The organism is Pseudomonas asturiensis (assembly GCF_900143095.1).
GTDB lineage: Bacteria > Pseudomonadota > Gammaproteobacteria > Pseudomonadales > Pseudomonadaceae > Aquipseudomonas > Aquipseudomonas asturiensis.
This window is the reverse complement of sequence record NZ_FRDA01000006.1, coordinates 279,308-297,767: the sequence shown is the minus strand read 5'-3', so window position 1 is coordinate 297,767 and position 18,460 is coordinate 279,308. Positions and strand designations below refer to the sequence as shown.

General features: G+C 59.3%; 15 protein-coding genes. 4 read left to right on the top strand and 11 right to left on the bottom strand.

Features of this window, described 5'->3' with window-relative positions; translation table 11 throughout:
- The first annotated feature begins 22 nt into the window (after window positions 1–22).
- A complete protein-coding gene (locus BUB69_RS13625; RefSeq protein ID WP_073167490.1) occupies window positions 23–964 on the top strand; it encodes a sulfonate ABC transporter substrate-binding protein in 942 nt (313 codons plus the stop codon).
- 26 nt (window positions 965–990) lie between these two features.
- Window positions 991–2,028 carry an L-glyceraldehyde 3-phosphate reductase gene (gene mgrA, locus BUB69_RS13620; RefSeq protein ID WP_073167484.1) on the top strand — a complete coding sequence of 346 codons (1,038 nt, stop codon included), beginning with the start codon at window positions 991–993 and terminating at the stop codon, window positions 2,026–2,028.
- Here mgrA and BUB69_RS28545 read toward each other — a convergent pair.
- From BUB69_RS28545 to glnA, 9 genes are all read right to left on the bottom strand, one after another.
- Window positions 1,994–2,179, bottom strand: coding sequence for a hypothetical protein (locus tag BUB69_RS28545; RefSeq protein WP_141121858.1), 186 nt, complete (start codon window positions 2,177–2,179; stop codon window positions 1,994–1,996). The genes mgrA and BUB69_RS28545 overlap by 35 nt on opposite strands.
- Window positions 2,176–3,975 (bottom strand): amidase, encoded by a 1,800-nt coding sequence (locus BUB69_RS13615; protein WP_073167481.1) that lies wholly within the window; start codon window positions 3,973–3,975, stop codon window positions 2,176–2,178. Before BUB69_RS13615 ends, BUB69_RS28545 begins: the two co-directional genes overlap by 4 nt.
- A 109-nt stretch (window positions 3,976–4,084) precedes the next feature.
- Window positions 4,085–5,521, bottom strand: coding sequence for a nitrogen regulation protein NR(I) (ntrC, locus tag BUB69_RS13610; protein WP_024686097.1), 1,437 nt, complete (start codon window positions 5,519–5,521; stop codon window positions 4,085–4,087).
- Entirely contained in the window at window positions 5,518–6,603 is a 1,086-nt protein-coding gene (gene glnL / locus BUB69_RS13605; RefSeq protein WP_024686098.1) for a nitrogen regulation protein NR(II), read from the bottom strand. Before glnL ends, ntrC begins: the two co-directional genes overlap by 4 nt.
- Before the next feature lie 496 nt (window positions 6,604–7,099).
- Window positions 7,100–7,720 carry a DUF4124 domain-containing protein gene (locus tag BUB69_RS13595; RefSeq protein WP_084537096.1) on the bottom strand — a complete coding sequence of 207 codons (621 nt, stop codon included), beginning with the start codon at window positions 7,718–7,720 and terminating at the stop codon, window positions 7,100–7,102.
- 2 nt (window positions 7,721–7,722) lie between these two features.
- Window positions 7,723–8,253, bottom strand: coding sequence for a DUF4124 domain-containing protein (locus BUB69_RS13590; protein WP_073167474.1), 531 nt, complete (start codon window positions 8,251–8,253; stop codon window positions 7,723–7,725).
- A gap of 69 nt (window positions 8,254–8,322) precedes the next feature.
- Entirely contained in the window at window positions 8,323–8,880 is a 558-nt protein-coding gene (locus BUB69_RS13585; RefSeq protein ID WP_073167675.1) for a chorismate mutase, read from the bottom strand.
- A 108-nt stretch (window positions 8,881–8,988) separates the two neighbouring features.
- The gene (locus BUB69_RS13580; RefSeq protein WP_073167470.1) at window positions 8,989–9,408 is read right to left on the bottom strand and encodes a cupin domain-containing protein; all 420 of its coding nucleotides are present in this window, start codon (window positions 9,406–9,408) and stop codon (window positions 8,989–8,991) included.
- A 184-nt stretch (window positions 9,409–9,592) separates the two neighbouring features.
- The gene (gene glnA, locus BUB69_RS13575) at window positions 9,593–10,999 is read right to left on the bottom strand and encodes a glutamate--ammonia ligase (RefSeq protein ID WP_043305124.1); all 1,407 of its coding nucleotides are present in this window, start codon (window positions 10,997–10,999) and stop codon (window positions 9,593–9,595) included.
- A 334-nt stretch (window positions 11,000–11,333) separates the two neighbouring features.
- On the opposite strand from glnA, the gene thiI reads away from it, so the two are divergent.
- Both thiI and typA read left to right on the top strand, forming a co-directional pair.
- Window positions 11,334–12,788, top strand: a complete 1,455-nt coding sequence (gene thiI / locus BUB69_RS13565; RefSeq protein WP_073167671.1) for a tRNA uracil 4-sulfurtransferase ThiI — start codon at window positions 11,334–11,336, stop codon at window positions 12,786–12,788.
- Window positions 12,789–12,931: 143 nt separating this feature from the next.
- Window positions 12,932–14,752, top strand: a complete 1,821-nt coding sequence (gene typA / locus BUB69_RS13560; protein ID WP_024685742.1) for a translational GTPase TypA — start codon at window positions 12,932–12,934, stop codon at window positions 14,750–14,752.
- A 147-nt stretch (window positions 14,753–14,899) separates the two neighbouring features.
- On the opposite strand, the gene BUB69_RS13555 is transcribed toward typA, so the two are convergent.
- Together BUB69_RS13555 and BUB69_RS13550 are read right to left on the bottom strand one after the other, a co-directional pair.
- Entirely contained in the window at window positions 14,900–15,355 is a 456-nt protein-coding gene (locus tag BUB69_RS13555) for a YkgJ family cysteine cluster protein (RefSeq protein ID WP_073167466.1), read from the bottom strand.
- A gap of 480 nt (window positions 15,356–15,835) precedes the next feature.
- Window positions 15,836–18,277, bottom strand: coding sequence for a penicillin-binding protein 1A (locus BUB69_RS13550; RefSeq protein ID WP_425439368.1), 2,442 nt, complete (start codon window positions 18,275–18,277; stop codon window positions 15,836–15,838).
- Window positions 18,278–18,460 lie beyond the last annotated feature (183 nt).

The following is an 18,460-nucleotide window of genomic DNA, read 5'->3' as shown; positions in this document are numbered from 1 at the left end:
TCATGTTTAAAGGGAAAAACTCATGAAACCATTCGCACTCATCGCCGCCATTCTCGCGCTCAGCGGCTTGATCAACTCAGCCTCGGCCTCGGCCAGCGAGCCCGACACCCTGCGTATCGGCTATCAGAAAGGCTCGATTACGCTGGTCCTCGCCAAGGAACACGGTCTGCTGGAGAAGCGTTTTGCGCACACGCACATCAAGTGGATCGAGTTTCCGGCCGGGCCGCAGATGCTGGAGGCGTTGAACATCGGCAGCCTGGACATCGCCTCGACCGGTGATATTCCGCCGATCTTCGCCCAGGTGGCGGGTGCGGATCTGGTGTACATCGGCGCCGAACCTCCCAAACCGCGAGCCGAAACCATTCTGGTGCGCAACGAAAGTCCGCTGCGCAGCGTGGCTGATTTGAAAGGGCGCAAGGTCGCATTCCAGAAAGGCTCCAGCGCCCACAACGTGGTGCTGCGGGCGCTGAACAAGGCAGGGCTGACCTTCAAGGACATTCAGCCGATCTACCTGACGCCCGCCGACGCCCGCGCAGCATTCGAAAACGGCAGTGTCGACGCCTGGGCCATCTGGGACCCGTACTACTCCATCGCTCTCAACGAGGGCCACAGCCGCCTGTTGGCCAATGGCGAGGGGCTGGGATTGTCCGGCCCGTTCTATACCGCGCGCCGCGATTTTGCTGACCGCAACGGCGCTTTCGTGCAGAGCGTACTCGACCAACTGACTACCGCCGACGCCCTCACTCGCTCGCAGCGCGCCGAGAGCATCCAGATTCTGGCGCGCAGCATGGGCTTGTCCGAAGCGGTGATCACTCAGTATCTTGATCACCGTCCGACATCGCCGAGCCTGCCCATCACGCCGGAAATCGTGCGTGCGCAGCAGGCGACCGCTGATCTGTTTTACGACAACCACCTGGTGCCCAAGCGGGTCGATATCCAGCAGGCCGTGTGGAACAGGCCTTGAGTGTCGCCCTGACAAGAGAGGATTCAATGACGTATATCGCTGCCGAACATCGCTACAACGACATGCCTTATCGCCGTACCGGTCGCAGCGGGCTGGTTCTGCCTGCGCTGTCGCTGGGCCTGTGGCACAACTTCGGTGACAGCACGCCTATCGACACCCAGCGCGCCATGCTGCGCACGGCGTTCGATCTGGGAATCAATCATTTCGACCTGGCCAACAACTATGGCCCGCCCTACGGCAGCGCCGAGATCAACTTCGGCCGTCTGCTGCGCGAAGACTTCAAGCCGTACCGCGACGAACTGATCATCTCCAGCAAGGCGGGCTGGGACATGTGGCCGGGGCCTTACGGGCAGGGCGGCGGTTCGCGCAAATACGTGCTGGCCAGCCTCGACCAAAGCCTGCAGCGTATGGGGCTGGATTACGTCGATATTTTCTATTCGCACCGCTTCGACCCCGACACGCCGCTGGAAGAAACCGCCAGCGCACTGGCCACTGCTGTGCAGCAGGGCAAGGCGCTGTACATCGGCATTTCGTCCTATTCCGGTGCCAAGACCCGGGAAATTGCCGCGCTGCTCAAAGAGTGGAAAGTGCCGTTGCTGATTCACCAGCCGGCCTACAACCTGCTCAATCGCTGGGTTGAGAAAGACCTGCTCGATGCGACGGAAGAACTGGGCGCAGGGGTGATTGCCTTTACGGCGCTGGCGCAAGGGTTGCTGTCGGACAAGTACCTCAATGGCGTGCCCAAGGATGCACGGGTCAATCGTCCGGGCGGCGGTTCGTTGCAGGCGTCGCACCTGTCCGAGCAGAACATCGCGCATGTGCGTGCGTTGAATGAAATTGCCCAGCGTCGCGGCCAGAGCCTGGCGCAAATGGCCCTGGCCTGGACACTGCGCGATCCACGCGTGACGTCAGCGCTGATTGGTGCCAGCCGTCCCGAACAGATCATCGAGAACGTTGGTGCACTGAAGAACCTTGCGTTCACTCAGGAAGAACTGACCGAGATCGACAGCTTCGCGGTAGAAGGCGGGATCAACCTGTGGGAGAAACCTTCGCTGGCTGAGTAAGCGAGGCGAGCGCCGGGTAGTACGCCAGGCTCAACGCAGGTTGCCATTTGACCGCGAAGAACGGCTCTGGCGGTGTGCTCGCCTGGCGATTCAGCAACGCAGGGCTGTTCAGTGTCCTCCACTGAACAGCCAGAAAAGGCGTCTGGGTCATGACGGTATTCTCCGGCCTTCAAGTATGACAAGCGGGTCGGCGGAATATCGAGACGGAATGTCGTCGAAGGCCCACAAATGCATCCGCGGACGCGGGGTGAAGACCGGGTCCGGCGGTGCCATGGTGTGGTACTGGGGATAGTGCGTCTGGAAATCGATGGCGGCTTGCACCAGCAACGGCTCACTAAAGCGCCTGCCCCAGAACGCTGCGTTGATGGGCAGCGTCTGGGTCACGCCTGTCGTTCCATGACCGACAGGCAGCGTCAGCATCGGCCAGGCCAATGCGTTGGGTAGATCGTAATGCATGCGCTGCACGGGCAGCGTCTCGGCTACCGCGCCCGAGCGTTTCCCGATGTGGGCACCCAGCGGCAGTACCACCATGAAGTCGATTTGGTCGTCATCCAGAGCCTTTTCAAAAAGTGCCTGTTGTTGACGCCGCCGATACTCGGCTTCAAGCCTGATGCCAGTGGGAATCCATGTGGCCACCTGATCGAAAAACTCACCGTTTTTTTGAAGCAGATAGTCCCGGTGTTCCTGATTCTCCAGGGTTGCGGCGAAATCACGGACGGCTGACCAGTGTCGCGTCTCCAGTTGGTTGGCGTAGCTCGTGGCCGCCGGTGCGTTAAGGCTCATCAGCAAGGTGCCGTCTGCGTCGTGCACATCGTGAAACGGGTAAGGCGAGGTGTAGGGCACGTTTTCCACTTTTTGCGCATCAAGCCATGGAAAGTCGATCACCTCCGCGCCCAGCGCCGTGAGTTGGGCCTTGAAGTGCACGAAGGCTGTGCGGTAATCCTCGTCGTAGCTTTGAGCAGGAGGCACACCGGGTGCGGTCATCCAGTCGGTCTGCGGGATGCCGAGTTTCAGCCCTTTAAGCGGTAATGGTTCGACAGAAGGGCTCACGGGCAGGTAGCGACCTAGCGAGGGCGCGCTGAGGCTCTGCGGATCGTTCTGCGCATCCGTCCCGGCCAGTATCGACAGCAGCAGCGACGCATCGCGCATCGAACGGGCCATCGGCCCCACCACGTCCCAACCCGTGCGCAACGGCATCACCCCTGCGCCGGAAACAAGACCCAATGAAGGTTTAATCGCGCTTGCACCGTTTGCGGCTGCGGGAATAATGATCGAACCGGCCGTTTCTTCGCCCAGGGCTGCTGCGCAGAGTCGGGCCATCGGTGCGACGCCAGAGCCTTGGCTTGAGCCTCCGGGCACCCGCTCTGGGTCCCAGGCGTTACCGGCGAACTGGCCGACGGTATGGGTAGACAGCTCAGAGCAGATGGTGTGGCCAAGGATGATTGCGCCCTGTTTGCGAAGACGCTGCGTGCAGGTTGCGTCCCTGGCCGCCAGGTTTGTGGTGAACGCGTGCGTGCCATTCTTGCTTTCCAGACCCTGGATGGCGATGGAGTCTTTTATGCCGATGGGAATGCCGCACAGGGGCGGTGCCGGTCCTCTGTCGTCATCGGGATTCATCAGCCAGAGATCCGCGAGCCTGGCCTGTTGCACGAGCATGGGCCTTGCTTCGAGTCGGACAAAAGCGTTGTAGAACCCATTGTCTCCATAGACTTCTGTCGGGCCGTTGAGGCGGTCGATGCGCTCAAGGTAGGACAGCAGAACCTGCTCAGCGGTGAGGCGCTGCGGGTTGCCTTCTCTGAACAATGCGGCGAGTTCAACCACTTCGTAATCGATGATCCGCTCGCGCGGCGGGATGGATGAGCCCTTTGGCAGGTCTGCCAGCAGGCGGACGTTGTTGAGGTGTTCTTCGGGTGTAAACGTGGGTGTCAGGGGGTTAAGACTGTCCATTGCATTCAGCTCCTTTCATGCCTTGATAGCGAGGCATGTCAGGAGCTAAACAGCATGGTCCGGGTTCGTATACTGTCAGAAGTGACAGAGTCCGGTCATATCAAAACGGTCAGCCTTCCTCACCCTCGTCGTCGTCCCCGCCATCGACCTTCATGCCCAGTTCCTTGATCTTGCGGGTCAAGGTGTTGCGGCCCCAGCCCAGCAGCACGGCGGCGTCGCGGCGGCGGCCGGCGGTGTGCTTGAGGGCGGTTTCGATCATGATGCGTTCGAACGTCGGCACAGCGCTGTCCAGCAGGCTGGACTGACCGCGCGACAGGGCCTGATCTGCCCACTGACGCAGTGCCTGTTCCCAGTTGGTAACCGGCGCGGCGTCCTGCGGCAGGCTGAGCAGTTCAGGCGGCAGGTCGCTGATGTGCACTTCACGACCCGAGGCCATGACCGTGATCCAGCGGCAGGTGTTTTCCAGCTGACGCACGTTGCCCGGCCAGGGCAGGTGCTTGAGGTATTCCTCGGTCTCGGCCTTGAGCAGTTTCGGCTCGACCGCCAGCTCTTGCGCCGCACGGCTCAGGAAGTGGCGGGCCAGGGTCGGGATGTCTTCGCGACGGTCCGACATGCGCGGGATGTGAATGCGGATCACGTTCAGGCGGTGGAACAAGTCCTCACGGAACTTGCCGGCCTGCACGAGGGTTTCCAGATTCTGGTGGGTCGCGGCGATGATGCGCACATCGACCTTGACCGGCGTGTGACCGCCGACCCGATAGAACTCGCCGTCTGCCAAGACACGCAGCAGACGGGTCTGGGTATCGGCAGGCATGTCGCCGATTTCATCAAGAAACAGCGTGCCCCCGTCAGCCTGTTCGAAACGACCGCGACGCAGGTTGGCTGCGCCGGTAAACGCGCCTTTCTCGTGACCGAACAGTTCGGACTCCATCAAGTCCTTGGGGATCGCCGCCATGTTCAGCGCAATAAACGGCGAGGCCGAACGCGGGCTGTGGCGATGCAGGGCGTGGGCGACCAGCTCTTTACCGGTGCCTGATTCACCATTGATCAACACGGTGATGTTGGAGTGGCTCAAACGCCCGATGGCGCGAAACACTTCCTGCATCGCGGGTGCTTCGCCGATGATTTCAGGTGTGCGGGTCAGGGTTGGCGCGACATCCAGGCCTTGCTGTTCCTGAGCGTGCTGGTTGGCGCGCTTGACCAGCGAGACCGCCTCATCGACGTCGAACGGTTTGGGCAGGTATTCGAACGCGCCGCCCTGATACGACGCCACGGCGCTGTCCAGGTCCGAATGAGCGGTCATGATGATGACCGGCAGGCGCGGGTGCTGTTCGCGAATGCGCGCGAGCAGGTCCAGGCCGCTGGCACCCGGCATGCGGATGTCGGAAATGATCACGTCCGGTTGCTGACGGGCCAGGCGACTCATCACCCCATCGGCGCTGTCGAAGCTTTGCGTGGTCATGCCTTCCTGTTGCAATGCCTTTTCCAGTACCCAGCGAATGGAACGATCGTCGTCTACGATCCAGACAGTTTCACTACGGCTCATGTCGAAGCTGCTCCTTGTTCCAGCGGCAGGAAGATCGAAAATGTGGTGTGGCCGGGATGGCTGTCACACTCGATCAGGCCCTGGTGCTGGCTGATGATGTTCTGGGTAATGGCCAGACCAAGCCCTGTGCCATCCGGGCGGCCACTGACCATGGGGTAGAAAATGGTTTCCTGAAGCTCGGCCGGAATGCCCGGACCGTTGTCGATGATTTCGATCTTGCTTACCAGCCTGTGGCGCACGTGGCCGATGGTGAACTGACGCATGGCGCGGGTGCGCATGGTGATGCGGCCCAGGCGTAATTCGTTCTGGCCGCTGATGGCCTGCATGGCGTTGCGCACGATATTGAGCACGGCCTGAATCATCTGCTCGCGGTCGATCAACACATCCGGAATGCTCGGGTCATAGTCGCGCACCAGTGTGATGCAGCCCTGGCTCTCGGCTTCGACCAAGCTGCACACCCGCTCGAGCACTTCATGCACGTTGGTCATGGCCAGCGAAGGCAGTTTGTTGGAACCCAGCATGCGGTCAACGAGGTTACGCAGCCGGTCGGCTTCCTCAATGATGACGTTGGTGTAGTCCTTGAGGCTTTCTTCGGGCAGTTCGCGCGCCAGCAACTGTGCAGCGCCACGAATCCCACCCAGCGGATTCTTTATTTCATGGGCCAGGCCACGCACCAGCATCTTGGTGGTTTCCTGCTTGGACAACTGAGCCTCTTCCTTGGTGATGCGCAACAGGCGATCGCGAGGGTGGACCTCAAGCAGCAGCAGGGTTTCGCCTTTACTGAGGATCGGCGTCACGGCGTAGTCGACGGTCAGGGTCTGGCCGGTCAGCGCGGTGAGCATTGCTTCACGCTTGGTAAACGGGTGCGCCTGTTCGACAGCCTGGCGAAGTGAACTCAGTGCTTCGGCCGACTCGGTAAACAGTTCGCTGATGAATTGCCCATGGCTGCGCTGCCCGCTGATGGCGAGCAGCATCTCGGCTGCCGGGTTCATGTACTCAAGGCGCAGGTCGGCGTTGAGCAGAATGGTTGCAGTGGTCAGGTTGTCCAGTAACAGTCTGTGCAGCGCGTCGCTGATAGTCATGAATCGTGTTGACCTCTTTTGGCACATGGCAATCGCGCTATGCAGGTGCTTGTCGGCGTAAGCAAAGCCACCATTACGGTGCGTGACGGGGTGCTATGCCTGAGAAGTTGCAAAAACCAAACCAAGGCTCCGAAAAGAAGCGCTTTCTCTGCAAAACAGCTGCTTTTTCCGAAATCGTGCCCGCATACGGCGCTGCCTCAGGGGCATTTCTGAACCAAAGTGGGCTGTATTGTTGCGCGGATGCAAGATATGCGCACCAAAAAGGTGCTTTGGCATAAGCCATCCCTTCTCAAACATCTGACTGCTGAAATAGTGCCGGATCTGCGTCTGCCCGCAGGGCGTGGGAGCTTTCGGAGGTTACGACGGCAGTGATGGGCTGCGCAGCCACCTTTGGTTGCATCTGATAGACCGCATGCGCAGATCTTGCTGCCGGTTCCCGGCAGATCGCCGGCAAGCCGCCTTCCACAGTGAGTGATGGTCAGTGGCGAGGACGGTTTCAGAAGAACGGCAGAATGCTGCTTTCCGGCTTGGGCTTGTCCTTGAGCGGGCATTCCAGGCGAACGCCGTACTCTTCAGGCTTGCACGGGTTGGTGGCGCGCTTCTGGGCCAGCGTGACGCGTTGCAGGTGAAAAGGCTGGTTGGGTGTCTTTTCCAGAACTCGCCCCATCGTGTCGAAAATCTCGACAGACAGCTGATGGGTGCCTCGGTCGATGTTGCTCAGCGGGAAGACCGGGCTGCGTCCGGGCTGGCCCACAGGCAGACCGTCCAGGAGCAGGCGATAGCTGTGACCGGGTTGCAGGACCGGGTCGCTGGTAACGGTCACGATCAGGTCGCCACTGGGGCTGCTGATCGTGGCGTCGGGCTCGGGCACCAGCACCCGCAATAACTGATACTGAAAGATCGCAGGCGGTTTACTTTCAGCAGGCCTGGCTTTCAGCGTTCGGGTTGGCGGGGTGCCGGTCATGTTATTGCTGGGCGGTATGTCGACACGTTTGGCGTTCTTGTGCGGCTGATCGGTGAACACCCGATTACCGTTGGCGTCGATGTAGGTGTAGACGTCTGCCAGCGCTGGCAGTGCAAGCAGCACGGACAGCATCATCAGCAGCAGGCTGCGCATCTTCATGGTTTGCCGAGGTGGACGCGTTGCACGGTCAGGGTAATGGTCTGGCTTTGCTGGATGATGCGTTCGCCATCCTTCACCACCACTGCGAAGCTGTGTTCGCCACGATCAATGTTCATCACCTGAAACCGGGGCAGGTTGGTGGCCTGTCCATACAGGTTGCCATCCAGCAGCAGTTGCAGGCGATGGTTCTGTTGCAGGCGAGGCTGGATTTTCACGCCGATGATGAAAGAGCCGCTGTTGGCGCGTAAGGCCTCATCGGTGGGCAGGTCGGTCAGCTCCAGCGTGGTATAGGCATCCTGAGGTTGTGCCTGGGCACTGGCCGGTTGCGGCGCGGTGTTCATGACCGGCCTGGCGGGGGCCTGTGTCTCGACGCTATTGAGTGGCGGCAACTCCACGACCTCGGTCTTGATGCCGTTGGGTGGCTGATTGCTGAACGCCGTGTTGCCATTCGCATCGGTGTACTTATAGATCTGCGCCATTGCAGGCAGGCTGATCAATAGGAACAGGCAAATGAGGCTTTGACGCATGAGGCTCTCGACAGCAAAGGGCAAAGGTCACCAGCATAGAACACTTCACCCTGTATCGTGCAGGCGGGCTTACAGTTTCGTGGTGCACAGGTCTGCGGTAGCCAGCACCAGGGCCTGATCGTGAATCGGGTCAACCTGATAGCGCTTGAGCCTGGCATCCAGCAGCAACTGGCAGTTGCCCGACGCACGCACTGGCTGGAAGCCGGCGTAAGCCTGCAACAGTTCTGTCTGCAACCGGTCCAGTTTCGGGCGGATATCGTTGACCAGGCTCTGGCGGGCTGTATCGGGTGCTCGCCCGGCAGCATGCCACTGGGCAAGCAGCGCGTTCTGCACCGACTTGTTGGCTTCTATCTGGGCGCGGAACAGCCGCTCCACGTCATCCGGGTTCAGCTTGAACTCGACCGCACGGGCCTGGGCGGCACTGATGACCTGCTGCTCGCGAGGCGGATCTTCGACCGCCTTGCCACTGTCCCACTTGCTCAAGGCAACCTGATCGGCAAGAGTCAGGCGCTCACTGATGGCGTGCAGCAGCGGCTCCAGAGCGGAAGCTTTCTGCTCGGACGCGAAAGTCAGCCCGGAGGACATGCAGGTCAGAGTCAGCAATGAAGTGGCCAGGAGCATGCGCATGGTGACGTCCGTCTTGAAGGGGGACGTCAAGTAAACGACATGTTCCTGATCACGACCAGCGCTGGAGAGTGAACAAAAGTTCATGCACCGCCAGCCATCACTTTGCCTTCAGGGTTGTTGCGACAGCGGGACCTGCGGCGTTCCAGCGTAGAACACGATCAGTTCGACTGGCTTTTTACCGGTCTTGCCGCGGTGCGGTATGCCGACCATCTCTGCCAGCGTGTCGCCTTTTTTCAGGAAGATCTGTTTGCCGCTGTCCCGGGCCTCCACCGTAAGCTCCCCGGAGACCACATACGCGGCGTTGGGAATGGGGTGGGTGTGCCAGTTCAGGCTGGTTCTGGCAGGTATGTTGATTTTCAGAATGGTCAGTTCGGGCTGGCCTTGAGGATAGGCCGCATAGGGGGTGCCGTCCCAGGAGGCGGTGCTCTTGAGCAGTACTCGGGACTCGACGGTTTGCGGTTTATGGTCGGCCATGGCGTGGCCGGTCAGCAGCAGGCAAGTGGCTGCGACGAAGAGCTTGATACGCATATCGGAATAACCTCGGGGCTGGGATTTTCAGCCTCCAAGAGTGCCATCCGGATTTTTTTGCAGTCGGTAGACTCTTACCGCACGCCCCTGAAAGTTTCTGGTAGCCGCAAACGAAAAGACCTCCCGAAGGAGGTCTTTCGTGTTACGCCATCAACGTCAGGTCATCAACGCGGGCGCGACTGGATCAGCAGCTGTAGTACAGCTCGTATTCCAGTGGGTGTACGAAGGTGCGTACCTTGATTTCTTCTTCGCTTTTCAGCTCGATGTAAGCATCGATGAAGTCGTCGCTGAATACGCCGCCCTTGGTCAGGAACGCACGGCCCTTGTCCAGCTCTTCCAGGGCTTCTTTCAGGCTGCCGCAAACTTGTGGGATCTCTTTGGCCTCTTCAGGCGGCAGGTCATACAGGTTCTTGTCAGCTGCGTCGCCAGGGTGGATCTTGTTCTGGATGCCGTCCAGGCCAGCCATCAACAGTGCAGCGAATGCCAGGTACGGGTTGGCTGCCGGGTCCGGGAAACGTGCTTCGATACGACGGCCACGTGGGCTGGAGACGTAAGGAATACGGATCGAAGCGGAGCGGTTACGTGCCGAGTAGGCCAGCATGACCGGTGCTTCGAAACCTGGGACCAGACGCTTGTAGGAGTTGGTCGACGGGTTGGTGAAGCCGTTCAGTGCCTTACCGTGCTTGATGATACCGCCGATGAAGAACAGGGCAGTGTCGGACAGACCGGCATAGCCTTCGCCTGCGAAGGTGTTCTTGCCATCTTTGGCGATGGACATGTGTACGTGCATACCCGAACCGTTGTCGCCATACAGAGGCTTCGGCATGAAAGTAGCGGTACGGCCATAGGCATCGGCAACGTTGTGTACGCAGTATTTCAGGGTCTGAACTTCGTCAGCCTTCTTGACCAGCGTGTTGAACTTCACGCCGATTTCGTTCTGGCCAGCGGTGGCAACTTCGTGGTGGTGAACTTCCACGATCTGGCCCATTTCTTCCAGGGCGTTGCACATTGCGGTACGGATTTCGTGGTCGTGATCGACCGGTGGAACCGGGAAGTAACCACCTTTGACGCCAGGACGGTGGCCTTTGTTGCCGCCGTCGATGTCGCCGTCGGTCATCCAGGAAGCCTGTTCAGAGAAGATCTTGAACATGGAGCCGGAGATGTCGGACTTGAATTTCACTTCGTCGAAGACGAAGAACTCTGGCTCAGGACCTACGAATACGGTGTCACCGATACCGGTGGACTTCAGGTATTCCTCTGCACGGTGAGCGATGGCGCGCGGGTCGCGATCGTAGCCCTGCATGGTCGAAGGTTCGATGATGTCGCAGACCAGGATGATGGTCGGCTCTTCGGTGAACGGGTCCAGAACAGCGGTTTCGTCGTCCGGCAGCAGGATCATGTCGGAGGCTTCGATGCCTTTCCAGCCAGCAATGGAGGAACCGTCGAACATTTTGCCGACTTCAAAGAAGTCATCTTCCAGCGCATCGCGCGCAGGCATCGTGACGTGCTGCTGCTTGCCCTTGGTGTCTGTGAAGCGCAGATCAATCCACTTAACGTCATGATCTTTGATGAGTTGAACCGACTTCGACATGGTGTCCTCCGGGTGGCTAGGGACCGCCTTATGGTTTTGGGCCCCTTAAATTTGGGTGATGCCGGCGCGAATACTCTGCCATGGCAACCTGCCTCACAAGGGAGCAATTTGCATGCCAGTGCCCTGTGTTGGGTTTTTTGCCTCAAACAGAGGCTTTCAGGGCGTGAAAAAAGGATTATCGAGGAAAATGCGCACCTTTATGGCGCTCACAAATAGTGCGCCGACTCTTTTTGGTGCGTTGACGATTGGCTGTACGATAACTGGTTAAACCTTGAGCAATTTCCGCTATAATCCGCGCCCCCCTTTTTTGGTCGGCACCTCACGCACCGTTTCCATGAAACTAATCGTTAAAGTTTTCCCAGAAATCACCATTAAAAGCCCGCCGGTGCGCAAGCAGTTCATCCGGCAGTTGGGCAAGAACATTCGTACCGTGCTCCGGGAACTGGACGCGGACATTGTGGTGGGTGGCGTATGGGACAATCTTGAGGTGGAGACCCGGCTGACCGACCCCAAAGTGCTGCAGGCCATCACCGATCGCCTGAGCTGCATGCCGGGCATCGCCAACTTTCTGCAGGTGGCCGAGTACCCGCTGGGCGACATGGATGACATCGTTGCCAAGTGCAAGGCGCACTACGCCGACCTGCTGCCGGGCAAGATGTTTGCGGTGCGCTGCAAGCGTGCCGGGCGACACGATTTCAGCTCCATGGATGTCGAGAAATACGTCGGCAGTCAGTTGCGCCGGCAGTGCGGTGCGGCCGGAATCGAGCTGAAAAAGCCGGATCTGGTGGTCAGAATGGAAATTCGCGACCAACGGTTGTTTGTCGTGCATGACCAGCATAAAGGCCTGGGCGGCTATCCGCTCGGCGCGCTGGAGCAGACCCTGGTATTGATGTCCGGCGGTTTCGATTCCACCGTTGCGGCCTACCAGATCATGCGCCGCGGGCTTATGGCGCACTTCTGCTTCTTCAATCTGGGCGGTCGCGCCCACGAACTGGGCGTGATGGAAGTCGCTCATTTCATCTGGAAGAAGTACGGCAGTTCCCAGCGCGTGCTGTTTGTGAGCGTGCCTTTCGAGGAAGTTCTCGGAGAAATTCTGCAGAAAGTCGATAACAGTCATATGGGTGTAGTTTTGAAGCGTATGATGTTACGCGCTGCTTCATCCGTGGCGGATCGTCTGGAGATCGATGTGCTGGTTACCGGCGAGGCGATCTCACAGGTGTCCAGCCAGACGCTGCCCAACCTGTCGCTGATCGATTCGGCGACCGACAAGCTGGTGTTGCGGCCACTGGTTGCCAGCCACAAGCAGGACATCGTGGACCTGGCGACTGAAATCGGCACTGCCGACTTTGCCCGGCACATGCCTGAGTATTGCGGGGTGATCTCGGTCAACCCCAAGACCAACGCCAAGCGGAATCGCGTTGAGTACGAAGAAAAACAGTTCGACATGGCGATTCTCGAGCAGGCGCTCGAGCGCGCAAAGCTGGTTTCGATCGATCGGGTCATCGACGATCTGAGCCGCAATGTCGATATAGAAGAAGTCAGCCAGGCGCTGGCCGGGCAGGTCGTCATCGACATCCGTCACCCGGATGCCCAGGAAGACCAGCCGCTGCAGGTGCCGGGCATTGAAGTACAAACGCTGCCGTTCTATGCACTGAACAGCCGTTTCAAGGAACTGGATAACACGCGCCAGTACCTGTTGTATTGCGACAAAGGCGTCATGAGTCGCCTGCATGCTCACCATTTGCTCAGTGAGGGGCATGCCAATGTGCGCGTTTATCGACCGAGCTAAGTGCCCGGGGCTGTTTGCCTGTGGCTTGCGTCACCGGCCCCCCGACACCAGTCGCCAAGCCGTAACGGCTTTTGCCGACTAGTAACTGTTAATCGCCGGCGTTAAACCGTCAGCAGACCGAATCCTCTGATCGAGATACACAAGTGATCGAAAATCTACGCAACATCGCCATCATCGCCCACGTTGACCATGGTAAAACCACCCTGGTAGACAAACTCCTGCGTCAATCCGGCACTCTGGAGCGCAACGAGCTCAACGACGAGCGCGTGATGGACTCCAACGACCAGGAAAAAGAGCGTGGTATTACCATTCTCGCGAAGAACACCGCGATCAACTGGAACGGCTACCACATCAACATCGTGGACACCCCGGGCCACGCCGACTTCGGTGGTGAAGTAGAGCGCGTGATGTCGATGGTCGACTCCGTGCTGCTGCTGGTCGACGCTCAGGACGGCCCTATGCCGCAGACCCGTTTCGTGACCAAGAAGGCTTTCGAAGCCGGCCTGCGTCCAATCGTGGTCATCAACAAGGTTGACCGTCCAGGCGCGCGTCCGGACTGGGTTCTGGACCAGATCTTCGACCTGTTCGACAACCTGGGCGCTACCGAAGAGCAACTGGACTTCCAGGTCGTCTACGCCTCGGCCATCAACGGCATCGCAGGTCTGGACCACAACGAAATGGCCGAAGACATGACCCCGCTGTACCAAGCGGTCGTCGATCACGTGCCTGCGCCGAAAGTTGACCGTGACGGTCCTTTCCAGATGCAGATTTCGGCACTGGACTACAACAGCTTCCTGGGCGTGATCGGTGTTGGCCGTATCGCTCGCGGTCGCGTCAAGCCGAACACCCCGGTTGTGGCGATCAGCGCTGACGGCAAGCGTCGCAACGGTCGTATCCTCAAGCTGATGGGTCACCACGGTCTGCACCGCATCGACGTCGAAGAAGCAGCTGCCGGCGACATCGTCTGCATCAGCGGCTTCGAAGAGCTGTTCATCTCCGACACCCTGTGCGACCCGACCGTCGTTGAAGCGATGAAGCCGCTGACCGTTGACGAGCCAACCGTTTCCATGACCTTCCAGGTCAACGACTCGCCATTCTGCGGTAAAGAAGGCAAGTTCGTGACGTCCCGTAACATCAAGGACCGTCTGGACAAAGAGCTGCTGTACAACGTTGCACTGCGCGTTGAAGAAGGCGACTCGGCTGACAAGTTCAAAGTATCCGGCCGTGGTGAGCTGCACCTCTCGGTACTGATCGAAACCATGCGTCGCGAAGGCTTCGAGCTGGCCCTGGGCCGTCCTGAAGTGATCATTCGTGAAGTCGACGGCGTCAAGCAAGAACCGTACGAAAACGTGACCATCGACATCCCTGAAGAATCGCAGGGCAAGGTCATGGAAGAGATGGGTCTGCGTAAAGGCGACCTGAGCAACATGGTGCCGGATGGCAAAGGCCGTGTGCGTCTGGAATACAACATCCCTGCTCGTGGTCTGATCGGTTTCCGTAACCAGTTCCTGACCCTGACCAACGGTGCTGGCATCCTGACCTCGATCTTCGATCGCTACGACACCGTGAAGTCGGGCCACATGTCCGGCCGTCAGAACGGCGTTCTGGTTTCGGTTGAAACCGGCAAGGCTTTGACCTACTCCCTGGAAACCCTGCAGGCGCGTGGCAAGCTGTTCGTTGAACATGGTCAGGAAATCTACAACGGCCAGATCGTTGGTCAGAACAGCCGTGACAACGACCTGGGCGTCAACCCTACCAAGGGCAAGAAGCTCGACAACATGCGTGCTTCGGGTAAAGACGAGACCATTGCTCTGGTTCCACCGGTCAAGTTCACCCTGGAACAGGCTCTGGAATACATCCAGGAAGACGAGCTGTGCGAAGTGACGCCGAAGTCCATCCGTCTTCGCAAGAAGATCCTGGACGAAAGCGAGCGTACCCGCGCTGCCAAGAAAGCCAAGGCTTGATACCTAGCCCTCGCTGAATGAAAACGCCCCCGGTCGAAAGGCCGGGGGCGTTTTTGTTTGTGTGGCTTTTATAAAGGCTTGATCGTGCTGACGCTCATTGCGCGTGCGTTGCTGTCAGGGACGCTCTGCGCCCCTTCAGCCGATCATTCAGAACTTGGGGACAGGCGCGCTGGTGGCGTTTCTCAGCGAGCCGCTTTCAGGGCGTACGACGGCTTTTGGCTTGTAGGCGCAATAGCCGGGCCGTGGGCCGATCTTGGGGTGGTTGCGGCACGTGTCCGGGCGCTTCTCATAGATCGTGCACAGACGGCTCTTGCGATCCAGGTACAGGCAGTCGTTGTTGCTCATGCGCTGCAAGGTGAAGATCTCGGACTTCTGGTTGTAGCGCTCGACGATCCCTTCCTTCTGCAACCGCTTGGCGATGTTCTTCGCTGGCTCACCGCGCTCGAAATCATCGACGATGCCGATGCGGATCAGGTCCTTGATCTTCACTTCGACCGGCAGCGTGCAGCAACTGGAGACGCAGCCTCCACACATGTGGCTGGAGTACTTGGCCCAGGTATCGATGCGATCGAGTTCTGCGGCGGCGATCAAGGTGGGTTTCATTTGAGTTCAGACTTCCGGGTGAATCGGGCGCGCGATCATACCGGGCTCGAAGGTTTTTCAGTAAGTAAAAATTATCGGGGCGACTGTCGGTCGTGCAGGTAGGCCTCACGGGTGGCAATCACGGTGGGAGTGAGCTTACTCACAAAGAGGCCGGCACATCTGCTGAAACCGGGTCGTCTGAACCATGGCTTTCGCGGACAAGTCCGCTCCCACGGAGTGCGTAGTTCACATCCCGGTGGGAGTGAGCTTGCTCACAAAGAGGCCGGCACATCCGCTGAAGCCGGGTCGTCTGACCCATGGCTTTCGCGGACAAGTCCGCTCCCACGGAGTGAAAACCGGTCCCGTCAGCCAGTGGGAGCGGACTTGTCCGCGAAGGGGTCAGTACATTCAGCCAAAGTGGGGCGCCTGAAACTCAGTCTTCGCGGATAAGTCCGCTCCCACGGAGTGCGCAGTTCACTGCTCCGTGGGAGGCGGTTTGCATCAGAACAAGTCGATCGGCGCCGACTCATCCGCTGGCAACGGGCTGCCCGGCGCGCTGCCGCCGCCCAGTTCGTTGACGCTCGGTGGCGTGTCTTCGCTTTTGAACAGTTCGAAGAACGCATTCGGCGTACTCGGCGTTGCCGCGCGGCCGCTGACCGGGTCGACGCGCAGGCTGAGGATGCCATCCGGCTCTGCCTGCTGATGCGGCGGCTTGTCTTTCAGTGCGGCGCTCATGTAGTCCATCCAGATCGGCAGCGAGACCGTGCCGCCGAACTCATGACGTCCCAGGCTTTCCGGCTGATCGAAACCGCTCCACACCGTGGTCACGTAGTCAGCGTTGTAGCCGGAGAACCACGCATCCTTGGATTCGTTGGTCGTACCGGTCTTGCCTGCAATGTCAGGTCGGTTCATGGAGAGTGCGCGACGCCCTGTGCCACGCTTGATCACGTCCTGCAGCATGCTGTTCAGAATGTAGGTCGTACGGCTGTCGACGATTCGCTCGGCCACGGCGGGTGCCTGAGGTTCGGCAGGTGCGTTCGAAGCGTTGGTCGTCAGGTCGGGGCTGTCGTGTACCGCAAAGGTCGACGTATCAGGCGCGGTCTTCACATCATGAGCCGGTACGCTGGGCGGGTTGGCCGCGAACAGGGTCTGGCCGTCGCGGTTCTCGATGGTCTGGATCAGGTAAGGGCTGACCTTGTAACCACCGTTGGCAAAGGCGCTCCAGCCCGTGGCGATTTCCATCGGGGTCAGCGTTGCGGTGCCCAGAGCCAGCGACAGGTTGCGCGGCAGGTCCTGCTTGGCGAAGCCGAAGCGGGTGATGTAGTCGATCGTGCTGTCCACGCCCAGTGCCTGCAGCAGGCGGATCGAAACCAGGTTGCGCGACTTGTACAGCGCTTCGCGCAGGCGGATCGGGCCGAGGAACGTGTTGGTGTCGTTCTTCGGACGCCAGACCTTGTCCAGGTATTCATCGACGAACACGATAGGCGCGTCGTTCACCAGGCTCGAAGCGGTGTAGCCGTTATCGAGTGCAGCACTATAAATGAATGGCTTGAAGCTCGAACCCGGCTGACGCTTGGCCTGCATGGCACGGTTGTAGTTGCTCTGCTCGAACGCGAAGCCACCGACCAGTGCGCGAATGGCGCCATTCTGCGGATCCAGTGACACCAGTGCGCTTTGCGCGACGGGAATTTGACTGAATTTGAGCGAGCCGTCGTCCTGACGCAGCAGGCGAACCAGATCACCGACCTTGGCTACATCGCCCGGCTGCTTCGGATTGGCGCCCAGGCTGTTGGTGTTCAGGTACGGGCGCGCCCACTTCATGGTGCTCCAGTCGACCGTTTCCTCTTTCTCGCCATTGCGCGTCAGCACGCGCAAGCCGGTTTTGTCGACCTGGGTCACGATGGCAGGCTCAAGGCCGTTGATCGTGCGTTGCCTGGTCAGTTCCTGAGCCCAGTTGGCGCGGGTCATGCCGGGGAAGCGGCTTTCCGGGCCGCGATAGCCGTGGCGCTGATCGTACTCGATCAGACCGCGCTGAACGGCCTTGTTGGCGTCTTCCTGCAGGCCGCTTGGAACGGTCGTGGTAACGCGGAAACCCTCGGTGTAGGCGTCGCTGCCGTAACGGCCGACCATTTCGGCGCGGGCCATTTCAGCGATATAAGGGGCGTTAACTTCAGGTGTCGGAACGTGGTAGCTGGCGTTGAGTGGTTCGCTCAGAGCGGCCTGATAGGCCGTCTGGTCGATCTTGCCCAGACGGTACATGCGTCCCAGGATCCAGTCGCGACGTTCCTTGGCGCGGGCCGGGTTGGCCAATGGGTTGAAACGTGACGGGGCCTTGGGTAAACCGGCAATCATGGCCATTTGCGCAAGACTTACATCGCGAATCGATTTGCCGTAGTAGACTTGCGCCGCCGCCTCGATGCCATAGGCCCGGTTGCCCAGATAGATCTTGTTCACGTACAGCTCAAGAATCTCGTCCTTGGTGAGTTGGCGCTCGATTTGCAGAGCGAGAAGAATTTCGGTGGTTTTGCGTGAAAAGCTTCTTTCGCTGGTCAGGAAAAAGTTTTTCGCGACCTGCATCGTGATGGTACTGCCGCCTGATTGAATGTGACCGCTCTTCACCAGTTGTGTGGCGGCGCGCATCAGGCTGCTGGGATCGACGCCGTAGTGATTGGCGAAATTGTCGTCTTCGGCCGATAACAGGGCGTTGATGAAGTTGGGTGGGATCTCGGCGAAGCGAATAGGGGTGCGGCGCATCTCGCCAAATTCGGCGATCAGCTTGCCGTCGCTGCTGTAAACGCGCAGGGGAATTTGCAGTTGGATGCTTCGCAGCGCCTCAACGGATGGCAGAGTGGGACTCAGATAAAGGAACGCGCCACTCAGGCCGAGCAGCAGCGAGCAGAATACCGCGACGAGAGACCACCAGAAAAACTTCAGCAGGCGTATCAAGGCTTTTGGATTTCCAGAAAAAATAATGGGTTAAGCGCAGGCATTTACAAATGAACACGCCTTGAAGCTTTCTCAAACGAAAAAAACGCTGGGCATTATAAGCATTTTTCGTCCCCAAGCGTGATTTGCGCTACTGTCAAGGCTGCCGACAGTGACGTCGACCCGAAATAACTCCGTAAG

Bases quoted from the DNA above. Each gene is read 5' to 3' on its own strand.
- BUB69_RS13625 (WP_073167490.1), top strand. From the start codon at position 23: ATGAAACCATTCGCACTCATCGCCGCCATTCTCGCGCTCAGCGGCTTG.
- mgrA (WP_073167484.1), top strand. From the start codon at position 991: ATGACGTATATCGCTGCCGAACATCGCTACAACGACATGCCTTATCGC.
- BUB69_RS28545 (WP_141121858.1), bottom strand. From the start codon at position 2,179: ATGACCCAGACGCCTTTTCTGGCTGTTCAGTGGAGGACACTGAACAGC.
- BUB69_RS13615 (WP_073167481.1), bottom strand. From the start codon at position 3,975: ATGGACAGTCTTAACCCCCTGACACCCACGTTTACACCCGAAGAACAC.
- ntrC (WP_024686097.1), bottom strand. From the start codon at position 5,521: ATGAGCCGTAGTGAAACTGTCTGGATCGTAGACGACGATCGTTCCATT.
- glnL (WP_024686098.1), bottom strand. From the start codon at position 6,603: ATGACTATCAGCGACGCGCTGCACAGACTGTTACTGGACAACCTGACC.
- BUB69_RS13595 (WP_084537096.1), bottom strand. From the start codon at position 7,720: ATGCGCAGCCTGCTGCTGATGATGCTGTCCGTGCTGCTTGCACTGCCA.
- BUB69_RS13590 (WP_073167474.1), bottom strand. From the start codon at position 8,253: ATGCGTCAAAGCCTCATTTGCCTGTTCCTATTGATCAGCCTGCCTGCA.
- BUB69_RS13585 (WP_073167675.1), bottom strand. From the start codon at position 8,880: ATGCGCATGCTCCTGGCCACTTCATTGCTGACTCTGACCTGCATGTCC.
- BUB69_RS13580 (WP_073167470.1), bottom strand. From the start codon at position 9,408: ATGCGTATCAAGCTCTTCGTCGCAGCCACTTGCCTGCTGCTGACCGGC.
- glnA (WP_043305124.1), bottom strand. From the start codon at position 10,999: ATGTCGAAGTCGGTTCAACTCATCAAAGATCATGACGTTAAGTGGATT.
- thiI (WP_073167671.1), top strand. From the start codon at position 11,334: ATGAAACTAATCGTTAAAGTTTTCCCAGAAATCACCATTAAAAGCCCG.
- BUB69_RS13555 (WP_073167466.1), bottom strand. From the start codon at position 15,355: ATGAAACCCACCTTGATCGCCGCCGCAGAACTCGATCGCATCGATACC.